The following is a 19811-nucleotide window of genomic DNA, read 5'->3' as shown; positions in this document are numbered from 1 at the left end:
AGTTTCTTCGGGAGTAATAGACAGCGGCAGGCACTCCCGCACGGAATGCCTGCCGCTGGTGGTGAACCCGAGTTAAAGTCTTTCCCCAGTCCCCAGTGAACTTCGGTCGAACTCGGTTTCCCCGGTGGTGCGTCGGAAGGCGGTCAGCCTTCCTTCTTCCCCGATATCGCGTGGTCGTCGCCCGGCAGCCCGATCACGGTGTCCGCCGCGTTGTCCAAAATGGACACGATCCACGAGAGCAGGTCCTGCTTCGTCGTGCTGGCGGCCTCGAGCCATCGCTGCTTCCGGTCCGCCGGCACGTTCATCTCGATGCTGAGGACGTCGCTGCCGCCCTCGTCGTCCGCCGCCCGCGCCGCCTTGCGGCTGGCCCGGACCCGGTTGCGCAGCTCGTTGCGGGACCAGCTGAACTTCTCCGCCCGATCGAGCCAGTTCTCCTGCTGTTCCTCCGGCAGGCTCGCCAGCTCCGCGTGGTGCTGGAAGCTGAGCGCCGGCCGGCGGCGGGTCACCGAGTACCGCCGCGCCACCCACGCGTAGTTGCGGAGCGTCTGATAGTCCAGCGACGTCTTCGCGATCGCGTGCATGTAGCGGTCGGGGTACTGCGCCTGCCCGTAGATCAACCAGTCGCCCAGCCACCACGTCGAGGACTCCGAGATCACGAAGATCTCGTGGCCGATCCTGCTCCACTCGTCGAGCGGGATCTGGGGTGGCAGGTTGAGGCTGGTCCGCCTGGTCAGCATCCCGTCGGTGAACGGCCGGCCGGCCAGCCGGCCCGGGGGCGACGCGACCGGTGACCGGTCGGTGTCCCGCGGGCTGCCGGCCGGTTCGGCGTGCCGCGGAATGCTGCCCTCTTTGCTCGTCATCATCACCATTCGTCTCCTAGGCGTCATCGACATAGACGACCTCGACCCGGCGAACGTGATCGCCGGGCCGCCCTGTACTCCTCCCCATTGGCCTTCTCCTCCTTCCACGATCGGGTGAATTCCTTGGTGTCAGCACCCTACACGCGGGCATGGTGCGGGGCGGGTTTTCCGGGATTCCGCGGGGCGGCTTCGCGCGCCGTTCCGGAATGCGGGCGGTGCCGCTCACCGGGGTGCCCGGCCGCGGGGATCGGAACGGCGCGCGGCCGCCCTCGCCGTCCCATTCCGGGATAGCACCACAACGGTGTGGTGGATTGGAAAAGTGATCCCGGGCACACGTCCCGCCGCCCGGACGGGGTCCTGCCGGTTAGTCCACGCCGTGGACTAAATGAAGATCATTCGGGTTTGTCCGTTGGCTCCCCGGCCCGGCGCGCGCGTCCGCGTCCGCCGCTGCCGGTCGTGCACGAGCCTCGTGCCGAAACGGTCGTGTCCAAAGCGCCCCCAGGTGCCCCAGTGGTACGGGCCTCTTCGGGGCCCGCGTCCGGCCGACGGTGGCCCGGGTGCGCGGGCGATGCCGCGCAGAGGCGGACCACCTCGGTGACCAGGTGGATTCTGGCACCGCTGTAGGCCTTTGACAAGTTGGGCGGGCTGTGTCCACGTCGGACTCGGCACCGGTTCCGCGCCGGTCCGCCGGGTGCCGCGCGCGGGCCCGGCGTCCCGCCGGCGGGACGTCCGGCCCGCGGCGGCGCGTTCCCGGACCGGCTGGGAGCGCGACCGGAAATCGCCGCCGCGCGGCCATCGGGGAGAAGCGCTTCGATGCGGTGCCCGCACCATTGACGCCCCCGCGTCGCCTTGCCTAGTGTTCCCGATATCCACATCGCGGCATTCTCATTCTCGCCTCGCGGTCGACGTATATCGACGAATGGACCCAGAAAATGAACAAGGCCATGAAAGGAATCGTTCTCGCCGGCGGAACCGGTTCGCGGTTGTACCCCCTGACGAAGGCGACGTCTAAGCAGCTGCTCGCGGTCTACGACAAGCCGATGGTCTATTACCCGCTTTCGGTGCTGATGCTCGCCGGCATCCGGGAGATCCTGGTCATCTCGACGCCCGACAGCATCCCGGCCCTGCGCGCGCTGCTCGGTGACGGCTCCGACCTGGGGCTCGACATCAGCTACGCCGAGCAGGACCAGCCGCGCGGCATCGCCGAAGCGCTCCTGATCGGCGCGGACCACATCGACGGGAATCCGTCCGCGTTGATCCTCGGTGACAACATCTTCCACGGTGCCGGGTTTTCCCGAATCCTGCGCGCCGCGCGCGAGCGCCTCGACGGCTGCACGCTGTTCGGTTACCCGGTCTCCGATCCCGAGCGCTACGGCATCGGCGAAACGGACGAGCGCGGCTCCCTCGTGTCGATCGAGGAGAAACCGCTGCGCCCGCGTTCCGACAACGCGATCACCGGGCTGTACCTCTACGACTCCGACGCCGTCGAGATCGCCCGCGGCATCGAGCCGTCGGCGCGCGGCGAGCTGGAGATCACCGACGTCAACAAGGCCTACCTCAAGGAGGGCCGCGCGCAGCTGTGCCGGCTCGGCCGCGGGTTCACCTGGCTCGACGCCGGGACGCACGACTCCCTGCTCGCCGCCAGCCAATACGTTCAGGTGATCGAAAAGCGCCAGAGCGTCCGGGTCGCCTGCCTGGAGGAGATCGCGCTGCGCATGGGCTACATCGACGCCGAGCGGTGCCGGGCCTCCGGCGAGGCGATGAAGAGCTCCGAATACGGCAAGTACCTGATCCAGCTCGCCGAGACGCTGGGCTAGGGGGATGGGATACGCGGAGCTGACCCCGCACGAGCTGCTCACGCCCGGGTTCGCGGCGCCGGAGGTGACCGGGCGCGCCTGGCACGTCCGGTGGGACCGCGAGCCGGCGATCGGGCCGGACGCGCTGCCCGCCGTCGTCGACTTCCACACCTCGGGCACCACCGGGCCGCGCCGGCAGTGGCGGCGTCACGGGCCGAAGGTGTGGGCCGAGGCGGGGATGCTCGCCGACCTCGTGGCGCCCGGACGGCCGGACGCCGTCGTCTCGTTCGTGCCGCCGGTCCACCTGTTCGGCGCGCTGGCCACGGTGCTCGTCCCGGCCCGCCTGCGCGTGCCGGCGTGGTACCGCGACGGCTTCTACGGCACCCTGCCCGACATCGGCGGCCGCCCGGTGGTGATGGCGACGCCGTGGATCTTCGAGCTGCTGCTGCGCCACCTGGACTGGGTGCGCGGGCTCGACCACCTCACCGTGCTCTACGGCGGCGCCATGCTGCCGGCCACCGCGGGTGACCTGCTGCGCGAGCTCGGCCCCGAGCGGGCCCTGCTGGTCGAGGTGCTCGGCTCCACCGAGGCGGGCGGCATCGCGACGCGCACCTGGCGCGAGGGCGAGCCGCCGGAGTGGCAGCTGTTCCCCGACGTCGAGTTCGCGGGCCGGGCGACGCCGGGTGCCGAGGTGCCGCTGGCCGTCACCAGCCCGCGGCTGGCGTTCCGGCCCGGCGAACCGGAGCCGGCGTCCTGGGAGGCCGACGACCGGGTCGTGCCGCTCGGCGAGCGCTCGTTCCGGCACGCCGGCCGGGCCGGTCGCCTGGTCAAGGTCAACGGCCGCCGGATCAACCTGGACGACGCCGAGTACGCCCTGCGGGCCGTGCTCGACTGCGCCGACCTGGCGCTGCTGCCGGTCACCGACCCGAAGATCGGCGAGCACGTCGAACTGCTCGTCGCCCTCGCGCCCGGCACCGAGGTCGCCGACCTCGACCTCGCGGCCGCGTTCGCCCGCCTGGGCGTCCGGCCGCGCAAGCTGCACGTCGTGCCCCGGATCGACCGGTCCGCCCTGGGCAAGCTGCGGCACGTTCCCGCCCCCACCACACCCGACGAGGAGGTCGCAGCGAGGTGACACCGATCGCCGAAAGCCAGGGCCGCGAGCTGACCAGTTCCCTTTACCTGGGCGAGATCGTCTGGAGCGCCGACTGGGACGCGAAGATCGACCCGTGCGACGACGCGGACATCGCCCGGATGCGGGCGAGCGCGCGCACCATCGAGGAGCACCTGACCGCCGACAAGCCGGTGTACGGGCTCACCCAGGGCTTCGGGCCGCTGGTGGTGTTCGACGCCGACTCCGAGATGGAGCAGGGCAGCTCGCTCATCTCCCACCTCGGCACCGGCCAGGGCGCACCGCTCTCGCCCGACGTCTCGCGGCTGATCCTGTGGCTGCGCATCCAGAACATGCGCAAGGGCTACTCCGCCGTCACGCCGCGGTTCTGGCAGATCCTCGCCGACCTGTGGAACAAGGGCTTCACCCCGGTGATCCCGCGGCACGGCACGGTCAGCGCCAGCGGGGACCTGCAGCCGCTGGCGCACGCCGCGCTGGCGTTCGGCGGGCAGGGCCGGGCGTGGCGCCGTGACGGTGGCGGCCGGTGGATCACGGTGCCCGCGAAGGACGCGCTGGCCGCGCTGGGCCACGAGCCGGTCGACTGGCCGGTGCGGGAGGCGCTGGCGTTCGTCAACGGCACCGGCGCGAGCCTCGCCCAGTCGATCGTCAACCACCAGTCGTCGCTGCGGCTGGTCCAGGCCGCCGCGATGCTGACCGGCCGGCTCGCGAGGCTGCTGGGCGCCAACCCGGAGCACTACGACGCCGGGCACGGCATCGCGCGCGGCCAGCTCGGCCAGCTCACCGCGGCCGAGTGGATCCGGCGTGAGCTGCCGGACAACCAGACCCGCGACCCGAAGCGGCCGCTGCAGGAGCCCTACAGCCTGCGCTGCGCGCCGCAGGTGCTCGGCGCGGTGCTCGACCAGCTCGACAACGTGGGCAACGTGCTGGCCCTGGAGGTCGACGGCTGCCAGGACAACCCGATCACCTTCGAGGGGCGGCTGCTGCACGGCGGCAACTTCCACGCGATGCCCGTCGGGCTCGCCTCCGACCAGACCGGGCTCGCCATGCACATGGCGGTCTACCTGGCCGAACGGCAGCTGGGGCTGCTGTTGTCCCCAGCCACCAACGGCGACCTGCCGCCGATGCTGACCCCGCGCGCCGGCCGCGGCTGCGGGCTGGCCGGCGTGCACATCAGCGCGACGTCGTTCGTGTCGCGGATCCGGCAGCTGGTCTACCCGTCGTCGCTGACGACGTTGCCGACCAACGGCTGGAACCAGGACCACGTCCCGATGGCGCTCAACGGCGCCAACTCCGTGGCCGAGGCCCTGGAGCTGGGCTGGCTGGTGATCGGCTCGCTCGCCCTCGGCGTCGCGCAGCTGGCCGTGATGACCGACGCGCCGCCGCCCGACGGCGGGATCTGGGCCGAGCTCGCCGGGATCTCCCCGCCGCTGGCCGAGGACCGGCCGATGGCGGCCGAGGTGCGGGCCGCGCGCGACCTGCTCAACCGCTACGCCACCGACGCCCTGGCCAACGGCGACGCGGGATGAGCCTCGAGATCAAGGGGATCTCGCTGCAGGTCGACGAGGTGAGCGAGGAGGTCGCCGCGCACGACCTGCGCGCGATCAGGGAGCAGCTGCACTGCACCGACGTCATCCTGATCGGGATGGACCTGCCGAAGCTGTTCACCGCGGCGCACAACGCCCTGGCGGCCGGCCTCGACGTCTGGATCGAGCCGCACCCGGTGGACATCGGGCGGCGCAAGGTGCTGCGCACCCTCGAGGTCGCCGCGCTGGCCGCCGAGCAGCTGCGGCGCGGCTTCCCCGGCCGCGTCAACCTGGTCGTCGGCTGCGAGTTCTCCCTGCACCTGGCCGGGATGATCCCCGGCAGGCCGGAAGCGATGCGGCTGCTCGTCACCATCCACTGGCGGCGACGGTTCGAAAAGCGGATCAACCGCAAGGTGAACCGGCTGCTGGCGCGGGCGCTGGGCCGGGTCAAGCCGGTCTTCGGCGGCCCGGTCACCTACGCGGCGGCGTCGTGGGAGGACGTCGACTGGTCCGGCTTCGACTACGCCGGGGTGAACCTCTACCGCACGGCGTCGAACTCCGCGCAGTTCGAGGTGCGGCTGAGGGAACGGCTCGCGCGCGCCGGGAAACCGCTGCTCATCACGGAGTTCGGCTGCGGGGCCTACGTCGGTGGCGCGCAGCGCGGGCCGGGATCGTTCAAGATCGTCAACTGGCTCTCGGTTCCGCCCAAGATCCGCAAGGGCAACATCCGCAGCGAGCGGGTGCAGGCCGCCTACGTCGGCGACATGATCGACGTCTACGCGCGCAACGACGTCCACGGCGCGTTCGTCTACACGTTCGCGCTGCGCGACTACCCGCACTTCGCGGATCCCTTGCGGGACCTGGACATGGCGTCGTTCAGCGTCGTCAAGATCGATCCCGACGACCTGGACCGCTGGGAACCGAAGGACGTGTTCCACGAGATCGCGCGCCGGTACGCCGTTCCCGCGGTTCAGCTCGCCGGGGGTGGCCGCGCTAGCATCGAGCAACCATGATCGGTTAGACCGCTTACGGGGGACCCATGGAAATTCACCAGCTGCAGAAGCACGATCGGTTCCACATCCGGCAGAAGCAGAAGCTGATGGTCATCCGCTACCACGTCTACGCGGACGACGGTCAGGGCCGGCCGGGTGACCTGGTCGCCTTCATCGAGGAGAAGCGCCTCACGTTCAAGGAACACGCGACGTTCTACACCGACGAGAGCAAGGAAACGGTGCTCGCGAAGTTCCGTTCCCACAAGGTGGAAGAGCTGTCCAGCGCGTACCAGGTACTGGGCGCCGACGGCGACGAAGAGGTGCTCGGCCTGTTCGGCAAGAAGTTCGGCAAGTCCTTCTACCGCTCGACCTGGGTGCTCGACCAGGAGGGCCGCGACCGCCTGACGGTCAGCGAGCGCAGCCAGGGCATGGCGGCGTTCCGCCGGATCTGGAAGCTGGTCCCGTGGCCGGGCGACGTCGAGGTCCCGTTCTTCTGGAAGTACCACTTCGACTTCACCCGCGGCGAGGACCAGGTCGTCGGCGCGGTGGAGAAGACCGCGCGGCTGTCGGACAACTACCTGCTGCGCCTGGAAGACGACGAGATCGACCGCCGCCTGGCCCTCGGCCTCGCGATCGGCCTGGACGCGTTGCAGTACAACTGATCCTCCCGCGGCTCCGTTCAAAGCCGTGAAGGCCTCCTTACCGGCCATAAGAGCCGGTAAGGAGGCCTTCACGGCTTTACGGCGTCAGGTGAGCTGGTGCTTGCGGGTGAGCTGCTCCAGCTGGGCGACGAGGTCGTTCGGGCCCGGCTGGGCCTCGATTTCGGCGCGTAGCGCCTGGGCTCGGGTACGGAAACCGGGCTCCGTGAGGAGTCGTTGTAGCGCGTCGCGGACGGCTGGGCCGGTGGCGTCGTCCGAGTGGACTGTGAGGCCCGTTCCCTGCTCCTCCAGTTTGCGGGCCAGCAGCGGCGCGTCGAAGTCGTACGGGAGCGTCAGCTGGGGGACGCCGTGGCGGGAGAACGTCGCCAGGGTGCCGAAACCGCCGTGGTGGATGGCCGCGGTGCACGTCGCCGCCAGGGCGTCCAGGGGGACGTACGGGACCACTCGTGCGTTCGACGGGATCGGGCCCAGTGACTCCGGGTCCGCGATCGTCGCCACCACCTCGATGTCCATTGTGGACAATGCGGCCAGGATGTCGCGGACGTTCACCGTGTAGCCCGAGTACTCCGTCGCCGACGTGCCGAGCGTCAGCGCGACGCGGGGGCGGTCGAGCGGCTTGGTCACCCAGGGTGGGACCACCGCCGCGCCGCCGTACGGGGTGTAGCGGACCGGGAGCGCGTCCAGGGAGACGGCGAGGCTCGGCGGGAGCGGGTCGAGGGTGAAGTGCCCGGCCCGCAGGTGATCCTCGTACGGGAGGCCGTGACGGGACGCGGTTTCCGTGAGCCACGCAGTGAGATGATCGGTAGCGGTGAAGCGCCGGATCCAGTCGTGCGTAACGCCCAGGAAGTCCGTGCCGAACAGCACCCGGCCGTGCGCGGCGCCGCACGCGTGGGCCGCCAGCGCGCCGCTGTAGGTGAACGGCTCCCACAGCACCAGGTCCGGCCGCCACGCGCGGGCGAACTCGACCGCGCCGTCCAGCAGCGGCTCGTTGTCCTCGCCGAACGCGTACGTCACCATCATCTCGAACGCCTCGGCGCGCTCGTAGGTCCAGTCGGCCGGCGTCGGCGTGAACTCCGCCAGGTCGTAAGGCTTCGGCAAGCCGCGCCGCAACGCGTCGCGCGCCTCCTGCGCCTCCGGCGTGTCGTCCTCGGGGTCGGGCTCCGGGTCGTGGCCGAGCGGGACGGCGGTGAGGCCGGCGCGGGTGATCGCGTCGGTGAACCCCGGCGTGCTCGCCACCCGGACCTCGTGCCCGGCGGTGCGCAGTGCCCACGCGAGCGGCGCGAGCGCGTAGAAGTGCGTCAGCTGGGGCAGGACACAGCACAGGACCTTCACGGCTGGCCTCCGCGGTGTTTCGTGGTCAGTTCTTCGAGCCGCGCGACGACGTCGTTGGGGCTCGGCATCGCGGCGATCTCCCCGGCCAGCGCGGTCGCGGCGGCCCGGATGCCCGTGTTGCCCAGCAGTTGTTCGACGCTCCACCGGATCCGGCGGCCGCTGGCCTGGGCCGGGTCGACCGTCAGCCCGGCGCCCTGGGCCGCGAGCTTGCGGCCGAGCAGGGGCGCGTCGAAGTCGTGCGGCAGGGTCAGCTGGGGGACGCCGTGGCGGGCGAACGTCAGCAGCGTGCCGAACCCGCCGTGGTGGATCGCCGCCGCGCACGTCGGGGCGAGGGCGTCGAGCGGCACGTACGGCACGGCCCGCACGTTGTCCGGCACCGGCCCGTCGACCGTCGCCACGACCTCGACGTCCATTGTGGACAACGCGGCGAGCAGGTCGGTCACCTGCACGGTGTAGCCGCCGTACTCCAGCGTCGCGGACGTGCCCAGGGTGACCGCGATCCGCGGGCGTGACGGGGTTTCCCGCAGCCAGGCGGGAACTTCCGCCGGGCCGCCGTAAGCGACGTACCGCGCCGGGACGTACTCCAGCTCCGGCGACGACAATCGCAGCGGCGACGGCAGCTGATCGACGGTGAAGTGCCCGGACCGCAGGTCGTCCGTGTAGGGGACGCCGAGGCGATCAGCCGTCGAAGTCAGCCACTCGGTGAGCCGGTCGTCCGGGACGTGGGCGTGGATCCACTCGTGCGTGACGCCGAGGAAGTCCGTGCCGAACAGCACCCGGCCGTGCGCCGCGCCGCACGCCGCCGCGGCGAACGCGCCCGCGTAGGTGAAGGGCTCCCAAAGCACCAGATCGGGCTGCCAGGAGCGGGCGAACGCGACCAGGTCGTCGAGGATCGGCGCGTTGAACTCGCCGAAGGCGTAGGTGACCATCGCGTCGAACGCCTCGGCGTGCCCGTCGGTCCAGTCCGCGCCCGACTCCGCGAGGTCGTACGGCGCGGGCAGCCCGGCCGGCGCTTCCTCGGCGATCTCCTCGTCGTCCTCGGCGTCGGCCGGGCCGACCGCGACGGCGGTGAGCCCGGCGTCCGTCACGGCTTCGGCGAAGTCGGGCGAGGTCGCGTACCGCACCTCGTGCCCGGCCGTGCGCAACGCCCAGGCGAGCGGGACCGTGGCGTAGAAGTGCGTCAGCTGCGGCAACGCGCAGAACAGGACCTTCACGACGCACCGCCGCGGTGCTTGACGGTCAGCGCTTCCAGCTCGCCGACCAGCTGGTTCGGCGTCGGCAGCGCGTGCATCTCGTCGCGCAGCCGCGCCGCCCCTTCGGTGAACGACGGTTCTTCCAGCAGCCGCAGGACATTCGCGCGGATCGTGTCCGCGTCGATCGGGATGCCGTGCATGTTCAGGCCGGCGCCGGTCGCGGCGAAGCGGCGGCCGATCAGCGGCTCGTCGAAGTGGTACGGCAGGGTCAGCTGGGGGACGCCGTGCAGCGCGAACGTCGAGAGCGTGCCGACGCCGGCGTGGTTGATCGCGACCGAGCACGTCGACGCGAGCGCGTGCAGCGGGATGTACGGCATCAGCAGCGCGTTCTCCGGGATGCTGCGCAGCTTCTCCTGTTCGTCCTCCGGGACCGTCGCGTACAGCTCGACGTCGAGGTCGGCGAGCGCGTCGAGGACGTCCTGGATGTCGATCGTGTAGCCGGCGAAGTGGCCGGTCGCGGTGAGGCCCATGGTGAGCGCGACGCGCGGCTTCTCGGGCTTGATCTCCAGCCACCACGGCGCGATCGCGACGCCGCCGTACGGGACGTTGCGCATGTGCAGGTAGTTGAGGTCGGCTTCGCACTGCAGGCTGGCCGGCATCGGGTCGATCGTGAAGTCGCCGGTGATCAGGTCCTCGGTGAAGTCGAAGCCGTACTTGCGGCCGTAGGAGGCGAACCACTTGGCCAGCGGGTCCTCGGCCTGGCCGAAGCCGCGGAAGATCTCGCGGGCGCGGCCGTAGACGTCGGCGCCGAACAGGAGACGCGCGTGGGCGGCACCGCACGCCTTGGCCGCGATGGCCCCGGCGTAGGTGAACGGTTCCCAGATGACCAGGTCCGGCTGCCACGACTTGGCGAACTCGACGAGCCCGCCGATCATGGAGAAGATCTCGTAGCGGCAGCGCTCGACGTCGTCGACGTAGCCGGTGAGCATGCTCTCCCAGTCGGCGCTCGACGGGTCTTCGACGGCGTCGTACGGCGGGTGCAGGCCCTCGCGGGCCTCTTCCAGCATGTCCTCAGTGACCTGCATGGCCACGAGGAGCCGCCGCGGGTCGACTTGGCGACCCGCCGGGACCGCGGTGAGCCCGGCCTGCGTCACCTCCTCGACGAAGTCGGGCTGCGTGGCGACGACGACCTCGTGCCCGGCCGTGCGCAGGGCCCAGGCCAGCGGCACCATCGGCTGGAACATGCTGCCCTGGTTGGCGGTGGTGAACAGGATGCGCATCGGATCTACCTTTCGTGAGGTGCCGGTCGTGAGTGGTTAGGGCGGTTCTAACCGCCCTAACCACTCACGACGGGCACCGTGCTAGCTCGTGGGCGACTTCGTTCGGGGTGGGCAGAGCGTGGATTTCCTTGCGCAGTGCGGCGGCGCGCTCGCGGAACTCCGGTTCGGTCAGCAGCCGTGCTACGTGCTCCCGGATGGCCGTGGGGGTGGCCTGGTCGCCGGGGAGGGTGAGCGAGCCGCCCTGGTCGGCCGCGCGGGCGGCGAGCGCGGGCTCGTCGAACGTCCACGGCACGGTCAGCTGCGGGACGCCGTGCCGCGCGACGGTCAGGAAGGTCCCGGGTCCGGCGTGGTTGATGACGACGTCGCAGGTCGGGGCCAGGACGTCGAGCGGGACGAAGGGGACGACGCGCGCGTCGACCGGGCCCAGGTCGTCCGCCACGGTGGCCAGCACCTCGGCGTCCAAAGTGGACAGCTCGGCCAGGGTGTCCTTGACGCTCACGGTGTACCCCGCGAACTGTTCGGTGGCCGACGTGCCGAGCGTGAGGCAGATCCGGGGGCGGTCGCGGGGCCGTTGCAGCCAGTCCGGGACCGTCGACGGGCCGTTGTAGGGGACGTACTGCATCGAGCGGTAGTCGAGATCGGCGTCCAGGCGCAGGGACGCGGGTAGCGCGTCGAGCGTGAACTCGCCGGTGATCAGGCTTTCGTCGAAGTCGAACCCGTACTTGCGGCCGTACCCGCTGAGCCAGTCCTTCAAGGGGTCGGCATCAGGCGAGAGGGCGAGGAAGCGTTCGCGCGTCACGCCGAAGACGTCGAGGCTCCACAGGAACCGCGCGTGGGCCGCGCCGCACGCTTTCGCCGCGATCGCGCCGGCGTACGTTGTGGCTTCCCAGATCACCAGGTCGGGCTGCCACGCGCGGGCGAACTCGACGAGCCCGGGGACGAGCGCGAAGTTGTTCAGCTTGTGGCCGTGCTCGATCATCCGCTCGTACCCGGCCCGCATTTCCTCGACGCCGACCGGGCGCAGCGCGGCGTCGTACGGCGACGGCAGGCCCGCGCGGTCCGCTTCCGCTTCGGCGGGGTCCAGGGAGAGCAGCCGCCGCCAGGTGTTCGTGCGCTCCCGGCCGACCGGGACGGCGGTGAGCCCGGCCGCGGTGATCGTGTCGGCGAAGACCGGGGGCGCGGCGACGCGGACCTCGTGCCCGGCCGTGCGCAACGCCCAGGCCAGCGGGACCATCGGCTGGAACACCGTGGACTCGGGGTAGGTGGCGAACAGGACGCGCATCGGGCTCACCGGTTCTTCTCGACGAGGGCTTCGATCTCCTCGGCGACGTCGTTGGGGGACGGCAGGCCGCGCAGCTCGTCACGCAGGTCCGCGGCGCGGGTCTTGAACGAGGGTTCGGCCAGCAGCCGTTCGACGCCCTCGCGGATCCGGGCGCCGGTCGCCCGGTCGCCGCGGATGGTGAGTGACCCGCCCTGCGCGGCCGCGCGGCGGGCCAGCTCGGGCTCGTCGAAGTCCCACGGGACCGTCAGCTGCGGGACGCCGTGGCGGGCCACCGTCAGGAACGTGCCCGGTCCGGCGTGGTCGATGACGACGTCGCAGGTCGGGGCCAGCGCGTCCAGGGGGACGAAGGGCACGACGCGCGCGTTGGCCGGGATCGGGAACGCGGGATCCTTGACCGTCGCGACCACCTCGACGTCCAATGTGGACAGTTCGGCGAGGGTGTCTTCGACGCTCACGACGTACCCGCCGAAGTGCTCGGTCGCCGTGGTGCCCAGGGTGAGGCCGATGCGCGGGCGCCTCGTGGGCAGCCAGTCCGGGGTGGCGGCCGGGCCGCCATAGGGGACGTACTGCATCGGCCGGTAGTCCAGGTCGCCGGCGCGCAGGCCGATCGACGGCGGCACCTGGTCGATGCTGAACTGCCCGGTCGTCATGTCCTCGCTGAACGCGAAGCCGTACTTGCGCCCGTAGCTGCCGAGCCAGTCCGCGAGCGGGTCCTCGGGGGCGCCGTTCGCCGTCCGCCGGTAGATCTCGCGGGTCGCGCCGAAGACGTCGAGGCTCCAGAGCAGCCGGGCGTGCGCGGCGCCGCACGCCTTCGCGGCGATCGGGCCCGCGTAGGTCAGCGGCTCCCAGATCACCAGGTCCGGCTCCCACGCCCGAGCGAACTCGGCGAGGCCGTTGATCAGCGGGAAGTTCTCCAGCTTGTGGCCCTCGTCGACGGCGACGCGGTGGCCCTCGCGCAGGTCCTCCCAGTCGGCGTTGGCCGGGTCCTCGACCACCCGCCACGGGCTCGGCAGCCCGGCCCGCGCCTGCTCCAGCAGCGCCGGGTCGAGGCTCTCCATCCGCCAGATCGTCGCGTCGCGCCCGACTGGGACGGCCGTGAGCCCGGCTTGCGTCACCACGTCGGCGAACGCGGGCTGGCAGGCGACGCGCACCTCGTGCCCGGCCGTGCGCAGCGCCCAGGCCAGCGGGACCATCGAGCAGAAGATGGTCCGCTCGGCGATGACGGTGAACAGGATCCGCATCAGCGCGTCCGGAACTTCACGGTCAGCTCTTCCAGCTGTCCGACGACGTCGTTGGGCGAAGGCAGCGCGAGCATCTCGTCCCGCAGGTCGACGGCCCGCGCGCGGAACCGCGGCTCGGCGAGCAGGCGGGCGACGCCGTCGGCGACATCCTTGCCGGTCGCGTGGTCGCCGCGGATCATCAGCGCCGACCCGTGCGCGGTGGCGCGGCGCGCCAGTTCCGGCTCGTCGAGGTCCCACGGCAGCGTCAGCTGCGGGACGCCGTGCAGCGCGACGGCCAGGTAGGTGCCCGCGCCGGCGTGGTTGATCACGACGTCGCAGGTCGGCGCGAGGGCGTGCAGCGGCGCGTACGGCACGATCCGCGTGTTGCGCGGCACGGCCGTGAGCCGGCCGCGGACGTTGTCGGCGACGGTGGCGATCACCTCGATGTCGAGGTCGCCCAGCGCGGTGAGGACGTCTTGGACGTCCACGGTGTAGCCGTCGAAGCGGATGGCGGCGGTGCTGCCCAGGGTGAGCGCGACGCGCGGGCGCGTCGGCGCCGCCCACAGCCAGTGCGGCACCGACGCCGGGCCGCCGTAGGGGACGTGCTGCATCGGCAGGTAGTCGACGTCGTCGGCGGCCATCCGCAGCGAGCCGGGGAACTGGTCGACGCTGAACTGGCCGGTGACCATGTCCTCGCCGAACTCGAAGCCGTAGCGCTCGCAGTAGCCCTCGTACCAGTCGGCGAACGGGTCGTAGCGCTGGTCTTCCGGCTGCTGCGCCATCAGCCGCCGGTAGTGCGAGCGGGTGACGCCGAACGCGTCGAGCCGGCCGAGGAGCCGGCCGTGCGCCGCGCCGCAAGCCTTGGCCGCGATCGCGCCCGCGTATGTCGACGGCTCCCACAGCACCAGGTCCGGCTCCCACGCGCGGGCGAACTCGACGAGCCCGGCGATCATCGGGAAGTTCTCAGGCTTGTGGTCGGTCCACACCGCGCCCGCGTAGGCCGGCAGCATCTTCTCCCAGTCGGCGCGCTCGGGGTACTCGGCGACGTCGTAGGGCGCGGGCATCCCGGACTCGAGTTTCAGCAGCTCGAGGGCGTCTTCGTCGGAGACGCCCTCGAACTCGGCCTTCAGCTCCGCGTTGTGGTCGAGCGCGCCCATCACGGCGTCGAGACGGCGGTACAGGTCGACGTCGCGGCCGACCGGGACGGCCGTCAGCCCGGCCTGGGTGATCGTCTCGGCGAACATCGGGGCCGCGGCGAACCGGACCTCGTGCCCGGCCGTGCGCAACGCCCAGGCCAGCGGGGCCATCGGCATGAACGTCGTCGGCTCGGGGGTGTCGGTGAACAGGACGCGCATGGGATCTCCTGGGCTTCTACTGGCGGGTGCGGTGCCGGGCGGTGAGCTCTTCGAGCCGCGGCACCAGGTCGTTCGGGCTGGGGGCCGAGAGGACTTCGCCGCGCAGCGCGACGGCCCGGCGGCGGAACTCCGGCTCGGTGAGCAGCCGCTGCACGGCGTCGCGGACGCTCGCGCCGGTCGCCTCGGTGGTGTGCAGCGCGAGCCCGGCGCCGTGCTCGGCCAGCTTGCGGCCGAGGATCGGCTGGTCGAAGTGGTAGTGCACGGCCAGCTGCGGCACCGGGTAGCGCGACGTCGTCAGCAGCGTCGCCGCGCCCGCGTGGTGCACGATCGCGGCGCAGGTCGGCACCAGTGCGTGCCACGGGACGTACGACACGACGCGGACGTTGGCCGGCAGCGTCCCGAGCTTCTCCTGCTCGGCCTCGGCGACGGTCGCGACGACCTCGACGTCCAAAGTGGACAGCTCGGTGAGGACGTCCCGCAGCGGGACGGTGTAGCCGGTGAAGATCTCCGTCGCGGTCAGGCCGAGGGTGAGGCCGACGCGCGGGCGTTCCGGCGGGCGCTTGAGCCAGTCCGGGATGACGGCCGGGCCGCCGTACGGGACGTACTGCGTGCGGACGTAGTCGAGGTCGGCGTTCTCCTGGAGGCTCGCCGGGAACTGGTCGATCGTGAAGTGCCCGGTGGTCATGTCCTCGGTGAACGCGAAGCCGTACTTGCGGCCGTACGCGCCGAGCCAGTCGGCCAGCGGGTCTTTCCCTCGTTTCGCCTTCAAGAAGTGTTCGCGGGTCAGGCCGAAGACGTCGACGCTGAACAGCATCCGCGCGTGCGCCGCGCCGCAGGCCTTGGCCGCGATCGGCCCGGCGAGGCAGAACGGCTCCCACACCACGAGGTCCGGCTGCCAGGCCTGGGCGAACTCGACGAGCCCGGCGAGCATCGGCACGTTGTCCGGCCGGTGGATCGACGCGACGGCGTGCTCCTGCTTCTCGACGAGGTCGTCCTCGTTTCCGTCGAGGACGTCCCACGGCGACGGCAGCCCGGCGCGCGACTGCTCCAGCAGCTCAGGTTGGGTGCCGCGCCACTTGTCGACGTCGCGTCCGACCGGGACGGCGGTCAGGCCGGCCTGGGTGATGACGTCGGCGAACCCGGGCTGGCTCGCCACCCGCACCTCGTGCCCGGCGGTGCGCAACGCCCACGCCATCGGCACGAGGTACAGGAACGTGCTCTTCTCCGGGTTGACCGCGAACAGGACGCGCATCACTCCTCCGTTTCCGGGTCTGCCGCGGCTTGTCGTGAGTGGTTAGGGCGGTTCTAACCGCCCTAACCACTCACGACCGGGTGCGGTGCTTGGCGGTCAGGGCTTCGATCTCGGGGACCAGGTCGTTGGGGCTGGGGAGCGCGCGGATCTCGGTCTGGAGGCGGCGGGCGGCCGTGGTGAAGGACGGCTCATTCAGCAGGCGGAGGACGCCTTCGCGGACGTTCGCGCCCGTCACCTGCGTCGGGTCGAGGTTGAGGCCGGCGCCCTGGGCGGCGAGGCGGTGGCCGAGCGTCGGCTCGTCGAAGTGGAACGGCAACGTCAGCTGCGGGACGCCGTAGGGCGCGAACGCCGTCAGCGTGCCGAAACCGGCGTGCGTGATCGCCGCCGTGCACGTCGGGGCGAGCGCGTGCAGGGCCACGTACGGGACGAGCCGCGCGTTGTCCGGGATCCGCGCCAGCTTCGCCTGCTCGGCCTCGGCGACCGTCGCGACCAGCTCGATGTCCAGGTCGGCGAGGGAGTCGAGGATGTCCTGGACGTTCACCGTGTAGCCGGAGAAGTACCCCGTCGCGCTCAGGCCCATGGTGAGCGCGACGCGCGGGCGCTCCGGGGGCAGCTGCAGCCAGCGCGGGACGACCGCCGCGCCGCCGTACGGGATGTACGGCGTCCGCAGGTAGTGCAGGTCCGACTCGGTCTGCAGGCTCGCCGGGATCTGGTCGATGGTGAACTGCCCGACCGTCATGTCCTCGCTGAACTCCGCGCCGTACTTGCGCGCGTACCCGCCGAGCCAATCCGCGAGCGGGTCGTTCCGGCCGTTGCGGATGCTCAGGAAGTGCTGTCGGGCAAAGGCGTAGACGTCGACGCCGTAGAGCAGCCGGGCGTGGGCGGCGCCGCACGCCTTGGCCGCGATCGCGCCGGCCGGGGTGAACGGCTCCCACACGACGAGGTCAGGCTCCCAGTCGCGGACGAACTCGACGAGCGCCGACATGATCGCGAACGTCTCGAACCGCGCGCCCTCGGCGACCTCGGTGAACGCGCGGTGGGCGCGGTCCCAGTCGGTCGAGCCGGGGTCGTCCAGCACCGCGTACGGGTCCGGCAGCCCGCGGCGGGCCTCCTCCAGCGTGGCGCTGTCCATGCCCATGGCCAGCAGCAGCCGCGGGATGCCGAGGTCACGCCCGAGCGGCACGGCGGTGAGCCCGGCCTGGGTGATCTCGTCGGCGAACGCGGGCTGGCTCGCGACACGCACGTCGTGCCCGGCGGTCCGCAGCGCCCAGGCCAGCGGCACCATGCTGTTGAACACGGTCGTCCCCGGACTGACGGTGAACAAAACCCGCATTACTCCTCCGTTTCCGGGTCTGCCGCGGCTGGTCGTGAGTGTTTAGGGCGGTTCTAACCGCCCTAAACACTCACGACCCCCGGCGGTACTGGGCGGCCAGCTGCTCGGCGACCGCGTTGGGTGTGGGCATGGCGTGGATCTCGTCGCGTAGGACCGAGGCCCGGTCTGCGAAGGCGGGCTCGTCGAGGAGGTGGGCCACGGCGTCCGCGACCACCTCGCCCGTCGCCTGGTCGGCGCGGACGGCGAGGGCGCCGCCTTGCGCCGCGGCGCGGGCGGCGAAGACCGGGCCGTCGAAGTCCCACGGCGTGCACAGCTGCGGGACGGCGTGGCGCGCGGTCGTCAGGAACGTGCCGAAACCGCCGTGGGAGACGACGGCCGAGCACGTCGCCGCCAGGGCTTCGAGTGGCGCGTACGGCACGATCCGGACGCCGTCGGGGATGCTCGCCAGCTTGGCCTTCTCGACGTCCGGCAGGGTGGCGACGACCTCGACGTCCAGCTTGACCAGGTGATCCAGCACGTCCTGCACCGCGACCGAGTAACCGGCTTCGTGGTCGGTGAGGCTGATCCCCATGCTCAACGCGACCCGCGGCTTCTCGGGCGGCTCACGCAGCCAGTCCGGGATGGCCGCCGGGCCGCCGTACGGAAAGTATTGCAGCGGCACGGTTTCCAGCGACGTCGGCAGCCGCAGCGACGCCGGGAGCTGGTCGATCGTGAACTGCCCGGTGACCAGCTCCTCGGTGAATTCGCCGCCGTGCTTGCGCGCGTACGCGCCGAGCCAGTCACCCAGGGGATCGCCGGCCGCGGGAAACGACCGGGTGACGCCGAAGACGTCGGTGCTCCACAGGATCCGGCCGTGCGCCGCCCCGGACGCCAGCGCCGCGATCGGGCCCGCGAAGCACAGCGGTTCCCACAGCACGAGGTCCGGCTCCCAGGCGCGGGCGAACTCGACCAGGCCGCCGATCATCGGGAAGCACGCGGGCTTGTGCCAGTAGTGCAGGATCGCCGCGTACGACTCCTCGAGGTACTCCGGCGTCGCCTTCTCCGGGAACTCCGCGACCTCGTACGGCACCGGCAGCCCGTAGGCCGGCCGCCACTGGGTGCCGCGGTAGTCGGGGTGGCGCGGCATGAGGTCCCACAGGTCGCCGTCGCGGCCCACGGGCACCGCCGTCAGCCCGGCCTGGGTGACGACCGGCGCGAACTTCGGCTGGCACGCGACACGCACCTCGTGCCCGGCGGTGCGCAGCGCCCAGGCCAGCGGCACCATCGGCAGGAAGTGCGCCTTCTCGGGGTTGGCGGCGAAGAGGACCTTCACGCGATGGCCACCTTCGCGACCCGGCGGGCGAGCTGGTCGGCGACGTCGTTGGGTGTCGGCATGGCGAGGATCTCGTCGCGCAGCCGGTGCGCGCCCTCGGTGAACTTGGGCTCGGTGAGCACGCGCAGCAGCCGGTTGCGCAGCACCCCGCGCGCCGACGCCTGGTGGACGTGCAGCGCCAGCCCGGCCCCCTGCGCGGCGACGCGCTTGGCGAGCGCGGGCCCGTCGGCGTTCCAGGGCACGATGACCTGCGGTTTGCCGTGCAACGCCGTCGTCGCGAGGGTGCCGTAGCCGGCGTGGTGGATGACGGCGGTGCAGGTCGGGACCAGCGCGTGCAGCGGCACGAACGAGACCATCCGCACGTTGTCCGGGACCTGGCCGAGCTTCTCCTGGACGCTCTCCGGGATCGTCGCCACGAGTTCCATGTCCACATCGGACAATTCTTCGAACAGGTCCTTGAGGTCGACCATGTCGCCGCTCGACTCGGCGATGCTGATGCCCATGGTGAGCGCGACCCGCGGCTTCTCGGGCGGCGTCCGCAGCCAGGCCGGGAGCACGGCGGGGCCGCCGTAGGGGACGTACCGCATCGGCACGTAGTCGAGGTCGGCCTGCACACGCAGCGACGGCGGCAGCAGCGAGATCGTGAACTCACCGGTGACGAGGCGTTCGCTCCACGGGACGCCGTACTTGCCCGCGGCCGGCGCCAGCCACTCCTTCAGCGGGTCTTCGGCGCCTTCGGGGCTGAGCCGGGTGAAGTGGTCGCGGGTGACGCCGAAGGTGTCGAGGCTGAACAGCAGCCGCGCGTGCGCCGCGCCGACGGCCTCGGCGGCGATCGCGCCCGCGTACGTCGACGGCTCCCAGATCACCAGGTCCGGCTGCCACGCCTGGGCGAACTCGACCAGGCCCGGGATCAGCGGGACGTTGCTCATCTTGTGCCACTTGGTGACGTGCAGCTTGTAGCCGTCGCGGAGGTACTCGTAGGAGACGTCCTCGGGGCGCCAGTCGACGGTGTCGTAGGGCACCGGCAGGCCGTTGAGCCCGACGCTGAACCAGTTCGTGTCGCGGGCCATCAGCTGCCACAGGTCGCGGTCCGGCCCGACCGGCACGGCGGTGAGCCCGGCCTGCGTGACGACGTCGGCAAACTTCGGCTGGCACGCGACGCGCACCTCGTGCCCGGCGGTGCGCAGCGCCCAGGCGAGCGGCGCCATGGCGAGGAAGTGGGTCTTCTCCGGGTAGGTGGTGAACAGGACGCGCATGTCTCTCCTTGCGAGCGGTGCCGGGGTCGTGAGTGGT

At 71.5% G+C, this 19811-nt stretch carries 16 protein-coding genes; 5 read left to right on the top strand and 11 right to left on the bottom strand.

The window, feature by feature from the left end; genetic code table 11:
• Window positions 1–143: 143 nt before the first annotated feature.
• Entirely contained in the window at window positions 144–860 is a 717-nt protein-coding gene (locus OG439_RS28425) for an LmbU family transcriptional regulator (RefSeq protein ID WP_326943873.1), read from the bottom strand.
• A gap of 944 nt (window positions 861–1804) precedes the next feature.
• On the opposite strand from OG439_RS28425, the gene rfbA reads away from it, so the two are divergent.
• The 5 genes from rfbA to OG439_RS28400 are packed head-to-tail and all read left to right on the top strand — an operon-like array spanning window position 1805 to window position 6962.
• On the top strand, window positions 1805–2677 hold the full coding sequence (gene rfbA / locus OG439_RS28420) for a glucose-1-phosphate thymidylyltransferase RfbA (protein ID WP_247063580.1): 873 nt from the start codon (window positions 1805–1807) through the stop codon (window positions 2675–2677).
• Window positions 2678–2681: 4 nt separating this feature from the next.
• Window positions 2682–3788, top strand: a complete 1107-nt coding sequence (locus tag OG439_RS28415) for a class I adenylate-forming enzyme family protein (protein ID WP_326943872.1) — start codon at window positions 2682–2684, stop codon at window positions 3786–3788.
• Window positions 3785–5311 carry an aromatic amino acid ammonia-lyase gene (locus OG439_RS28410; protein WP_326943871.1) on the top strand — a complete coding sequence of 509 codons (1527 nt, stop codon included), beginning with the start codon at window positions 3785–3787 and terminating at the stop codon, window positions 5309–5311. Before OG439_RS28415 ends, OG439_RS28410 begins: the two co-directional genes overlap by 4 nt.
• Window positions 5308–6321 carry a hypothetical protein gene (locus OG439_RS28405; protein WP_326943870.1) on the top strand — a complete coding sequence of 338 codons (1014 nt, stop codon included), beginning with the start codon at window positions 5308–5310 and terminating at the stop codon, window positions 6319–6321. Before OG439_RS28410 ends, OG439_RS28405 begins: the two co-directional genes overlap by 4 nt.
• Before the next feature lie 26 nt (window positions 6322–6347).
• Window positions 6348–6962: a hypothetical protein gene (locus OG439_RS28400; protein WP_326943869.1), complete on the top strand. Its 615-nt coding sequence runs from the start codon at window positions 6348–6350 to the stop codon at window positions 6960–6962.
• Window positions 6963–7046: 84 nt separating this feature from the next.
• Here the strand turns inward: OG439_RS28400 and OG439_RS28395 are convergent, their stop codons facing one another.
• The 10 genes from OG439_RS28395 to OG439_RS28350 all read right to left on the bottom strand — a co-directional run bounded on the left by OG439_RS28395 (window position 7047) and on the right by OG439_RS28350 (window position 19774).
• Window positions 7047–8291, bottom strand: a complete 1245-nt coding sequence (locus OG439_RS28395; protein WP_326943868.1) for a nucleotide disphospho-sugar-binding domain-containing protein — start codon at window positions 8289–8291, stop codon at window positions 7047–7049.
• The gene (locus OG439_RS28390; RefSeq protein ID WP_326943867.1) at window positions 8288–9505 is read right to left on the bottom strand and encodes a nucleotide disphospho-sugar-binding domain-containing protein; all 1218 of its coding nucleotides are present in this window, start codon (window positions 9503–9505) and stop codon (window positions 8288–8290) included. The genes OG439_RS28395 and OG439_RS28390 overlap by 4 nt, the downstream gene beginning before the upstream one ends.
• A complete protein-coding gene (locus OG439_RS28385; protein WP_326943866.1) occupies window positions 9502–10764 on the bottom strand; it encodes a nucleotide disphospho-sugar-binding domain-containing protein in 1263 nt (420 codons plus the stop codon). The genes OG439_RS28390 and OG439_RS28385 overlap by 4 nt, the downstream gene beginning before the upstream one ends.
• A gap of 64 nt (window positions 10765–10828) precedes the next feature.
• Window positions 10829–12046, bottom strand: a complete 1218-nt coding sequence (locus tag OG439_RS28380; protein WP_326951629.1) for a nucleotide disphospho-sugar-binding domain-containing protein — start codon at window positions 12044–12046, stop codon at window positions 10829–10831.
• A gap of 5 nt (window positions 12047–12051) precedes the next feature.
• On the bottom strand, window positions 12052–13287 hold the full coding sequence (locus tag OG439_RS28375) for a nucleotide disphospho-sugar-binding domain-containing protein (protein WP_326943865.1): 1236 nt from the start codon (window positions 13285–13287) through the stop codon (window positions 12052–12054).
• A complete protein-coding gene (locus tag OG439_RS28370) occupies window positions 13287–14621 on the bottom strand; it encodes an activator-dependent family glycosyltransferase (RefSeq protein WP_326943864.1) in 1335 nt (444 codons plus the stop codon). The genes OG439_RS28375 and OG439_RS28370 overlap by 1 nt, the downstream gene beginning before the upstream one ends.
• A 16-nt stretch (window positions 14622–14637) precedes the next feature.
• Window positions 14638–15873: an activator-dependent family glycosyltransferase gene (locus OG439_RS28365; RefSeq protein ID WP_326943863.1), complete on the bottom strand. Its 1236-nt coding sequence runs from the start codon at window positions 15871–15873 to the stop codon at window positions 14638–14640.
• Window positions 15874–15943: 70 nt separating this feature from the next.
• Window positions 15944–17206 carry an activator-dependent family glycosyltransferase gene (locus OG439_RS28360; protein ID WP_326943862.1) on the bottom strand — a complete coding sequence of 421 codons (1263 nt, stop codon included), beginning with the start codon at window positions 17204–17206 and terminating at the stop codon, window positions 15944–15946.
• A gap of 70 nt (window positions 17207–17276) precedes the next feature.
• Complete coding sequence (locus tag OG439_RS28355) at window positions 17277–18518, bottom strand: nucleotide disphospho-sugar-binding domain-containing protein (RefSeq protein WP_326943861.1); 1242 nt, start codon at window positions 18516–18518, stop codon at window positions 17277–17279.
• Window positions 18515–19774, bottom strand: a complete 1260-nt coding sequence (locus OG439_RS28350; RefSeq protein ID WP_326943860.1) for an activator-dependent family glycosyltransferase — start codon at window positions 19772–19774, stop codon at window positions 18515–18517. Before OG439_RS28350 ends, OG439_RS28355 begins: the two co-directional genes overlap by 4 nt.
• Between the last annotated feature and the right edge of the window lie 37 nt (window positions 19775–19811).

This window comes from Amycolatopsis sp. NBC_01307 (assembly GCF_035975215.1).
Lineage (GTDB): Bacteria > Actinomycetota > Actinomycetes > Mycobacteriales > Pseudonocardiaceae > Amycolatopsis.
This window is presented reverse-complemented; position numbering and strand designations above follow the sequence as displayed.

Bases quoted from the DNA above. Each gene is read 5' to 3' on its own strand.
- OG439_RS28415 (WP_326943872.1), top strand. From the start codon at position 2,682: ATGGGATACGCGGAGCTGACCCCGCACGAGCTGCTCACGCCCGGGTTC.
- OG439_RS28365 (WP_326943863.1), bottom strand. From the start codon at position 15,873: ATGCGCGTCCTGTTCGCGGTCAACCCGGAGAAGAGCACGTTCCTGTAC.
- OG439_RS28350 (WP_326943860.1), bottom strand. From the start codon at position 19,774: ATGCGCGTCCTGTTCACCACCTACCCGGAGAAGACCCACTTCCTCGCC.
- OG439_RS28370 (WP_326943864.1), bottom strand. From the start codon at position 14,621: ATGCGCGTCCTGTTCACCGACACCCCCGAGCCGACGACGTTCATGCCG.
- OG439_RS28360 (WP_326943862.1), bottom strand. From the start codon at position 17,206: ATGCGGGTTTTGTTCACCGTCAGTCCGGGGACGACCGTGTTCAACAGC.
- OG439_RS28400 (WP_326943869.1), top strand. From the start codon at position 6,348: ATGGAAATTCACCAGCTGCAGAAGCACGATCGGTTCCACATCCGGCAG.
- OG439_RS28375 (WP_326943865.1), bottom strand. From the start codon at position 13,287: ATGCGGATCCTGTTCACCGTCATCGCCGAGCGGACCATCTTCTGCTCG.
- OG439_RS28380 (WP_326951629.1), bottom strand. From the start codon at position 12,046: ATGCGCGTCCTGTTCGCCACCTACCCCGAGTCCACGGTGTTCCAGCCG.
- OG439_RS28425 (WP_326943873.1), bottom strand. From the start codon at position 860: ATGACGAGCAAAGAGGGCAGCATTCCGCGGCACGCCGAACCGGCCGGC.
- rfbA (WP_247063580.1), top strand. From the start codon at position 1,805: ATGAAAGGAATCGTTCTCGCCGGCGGAACCGGTTCGCGGTTGTACCCC.
- OG439_RS28385 (WP_326943866.1), bottom strand. From the start codon at position 10,764: ATGCGCATCCTGTTCACCACCGCCAACCAGGGCAGCATGTTCCAGCCG.
- OG439_RS28405 (WP_326943870.1), top strand. From the start codon at position 5,308: ATGAGCCTCGAGATCAAGGGGATCTCGCTGCAGGTCGACGAGGTGAGC.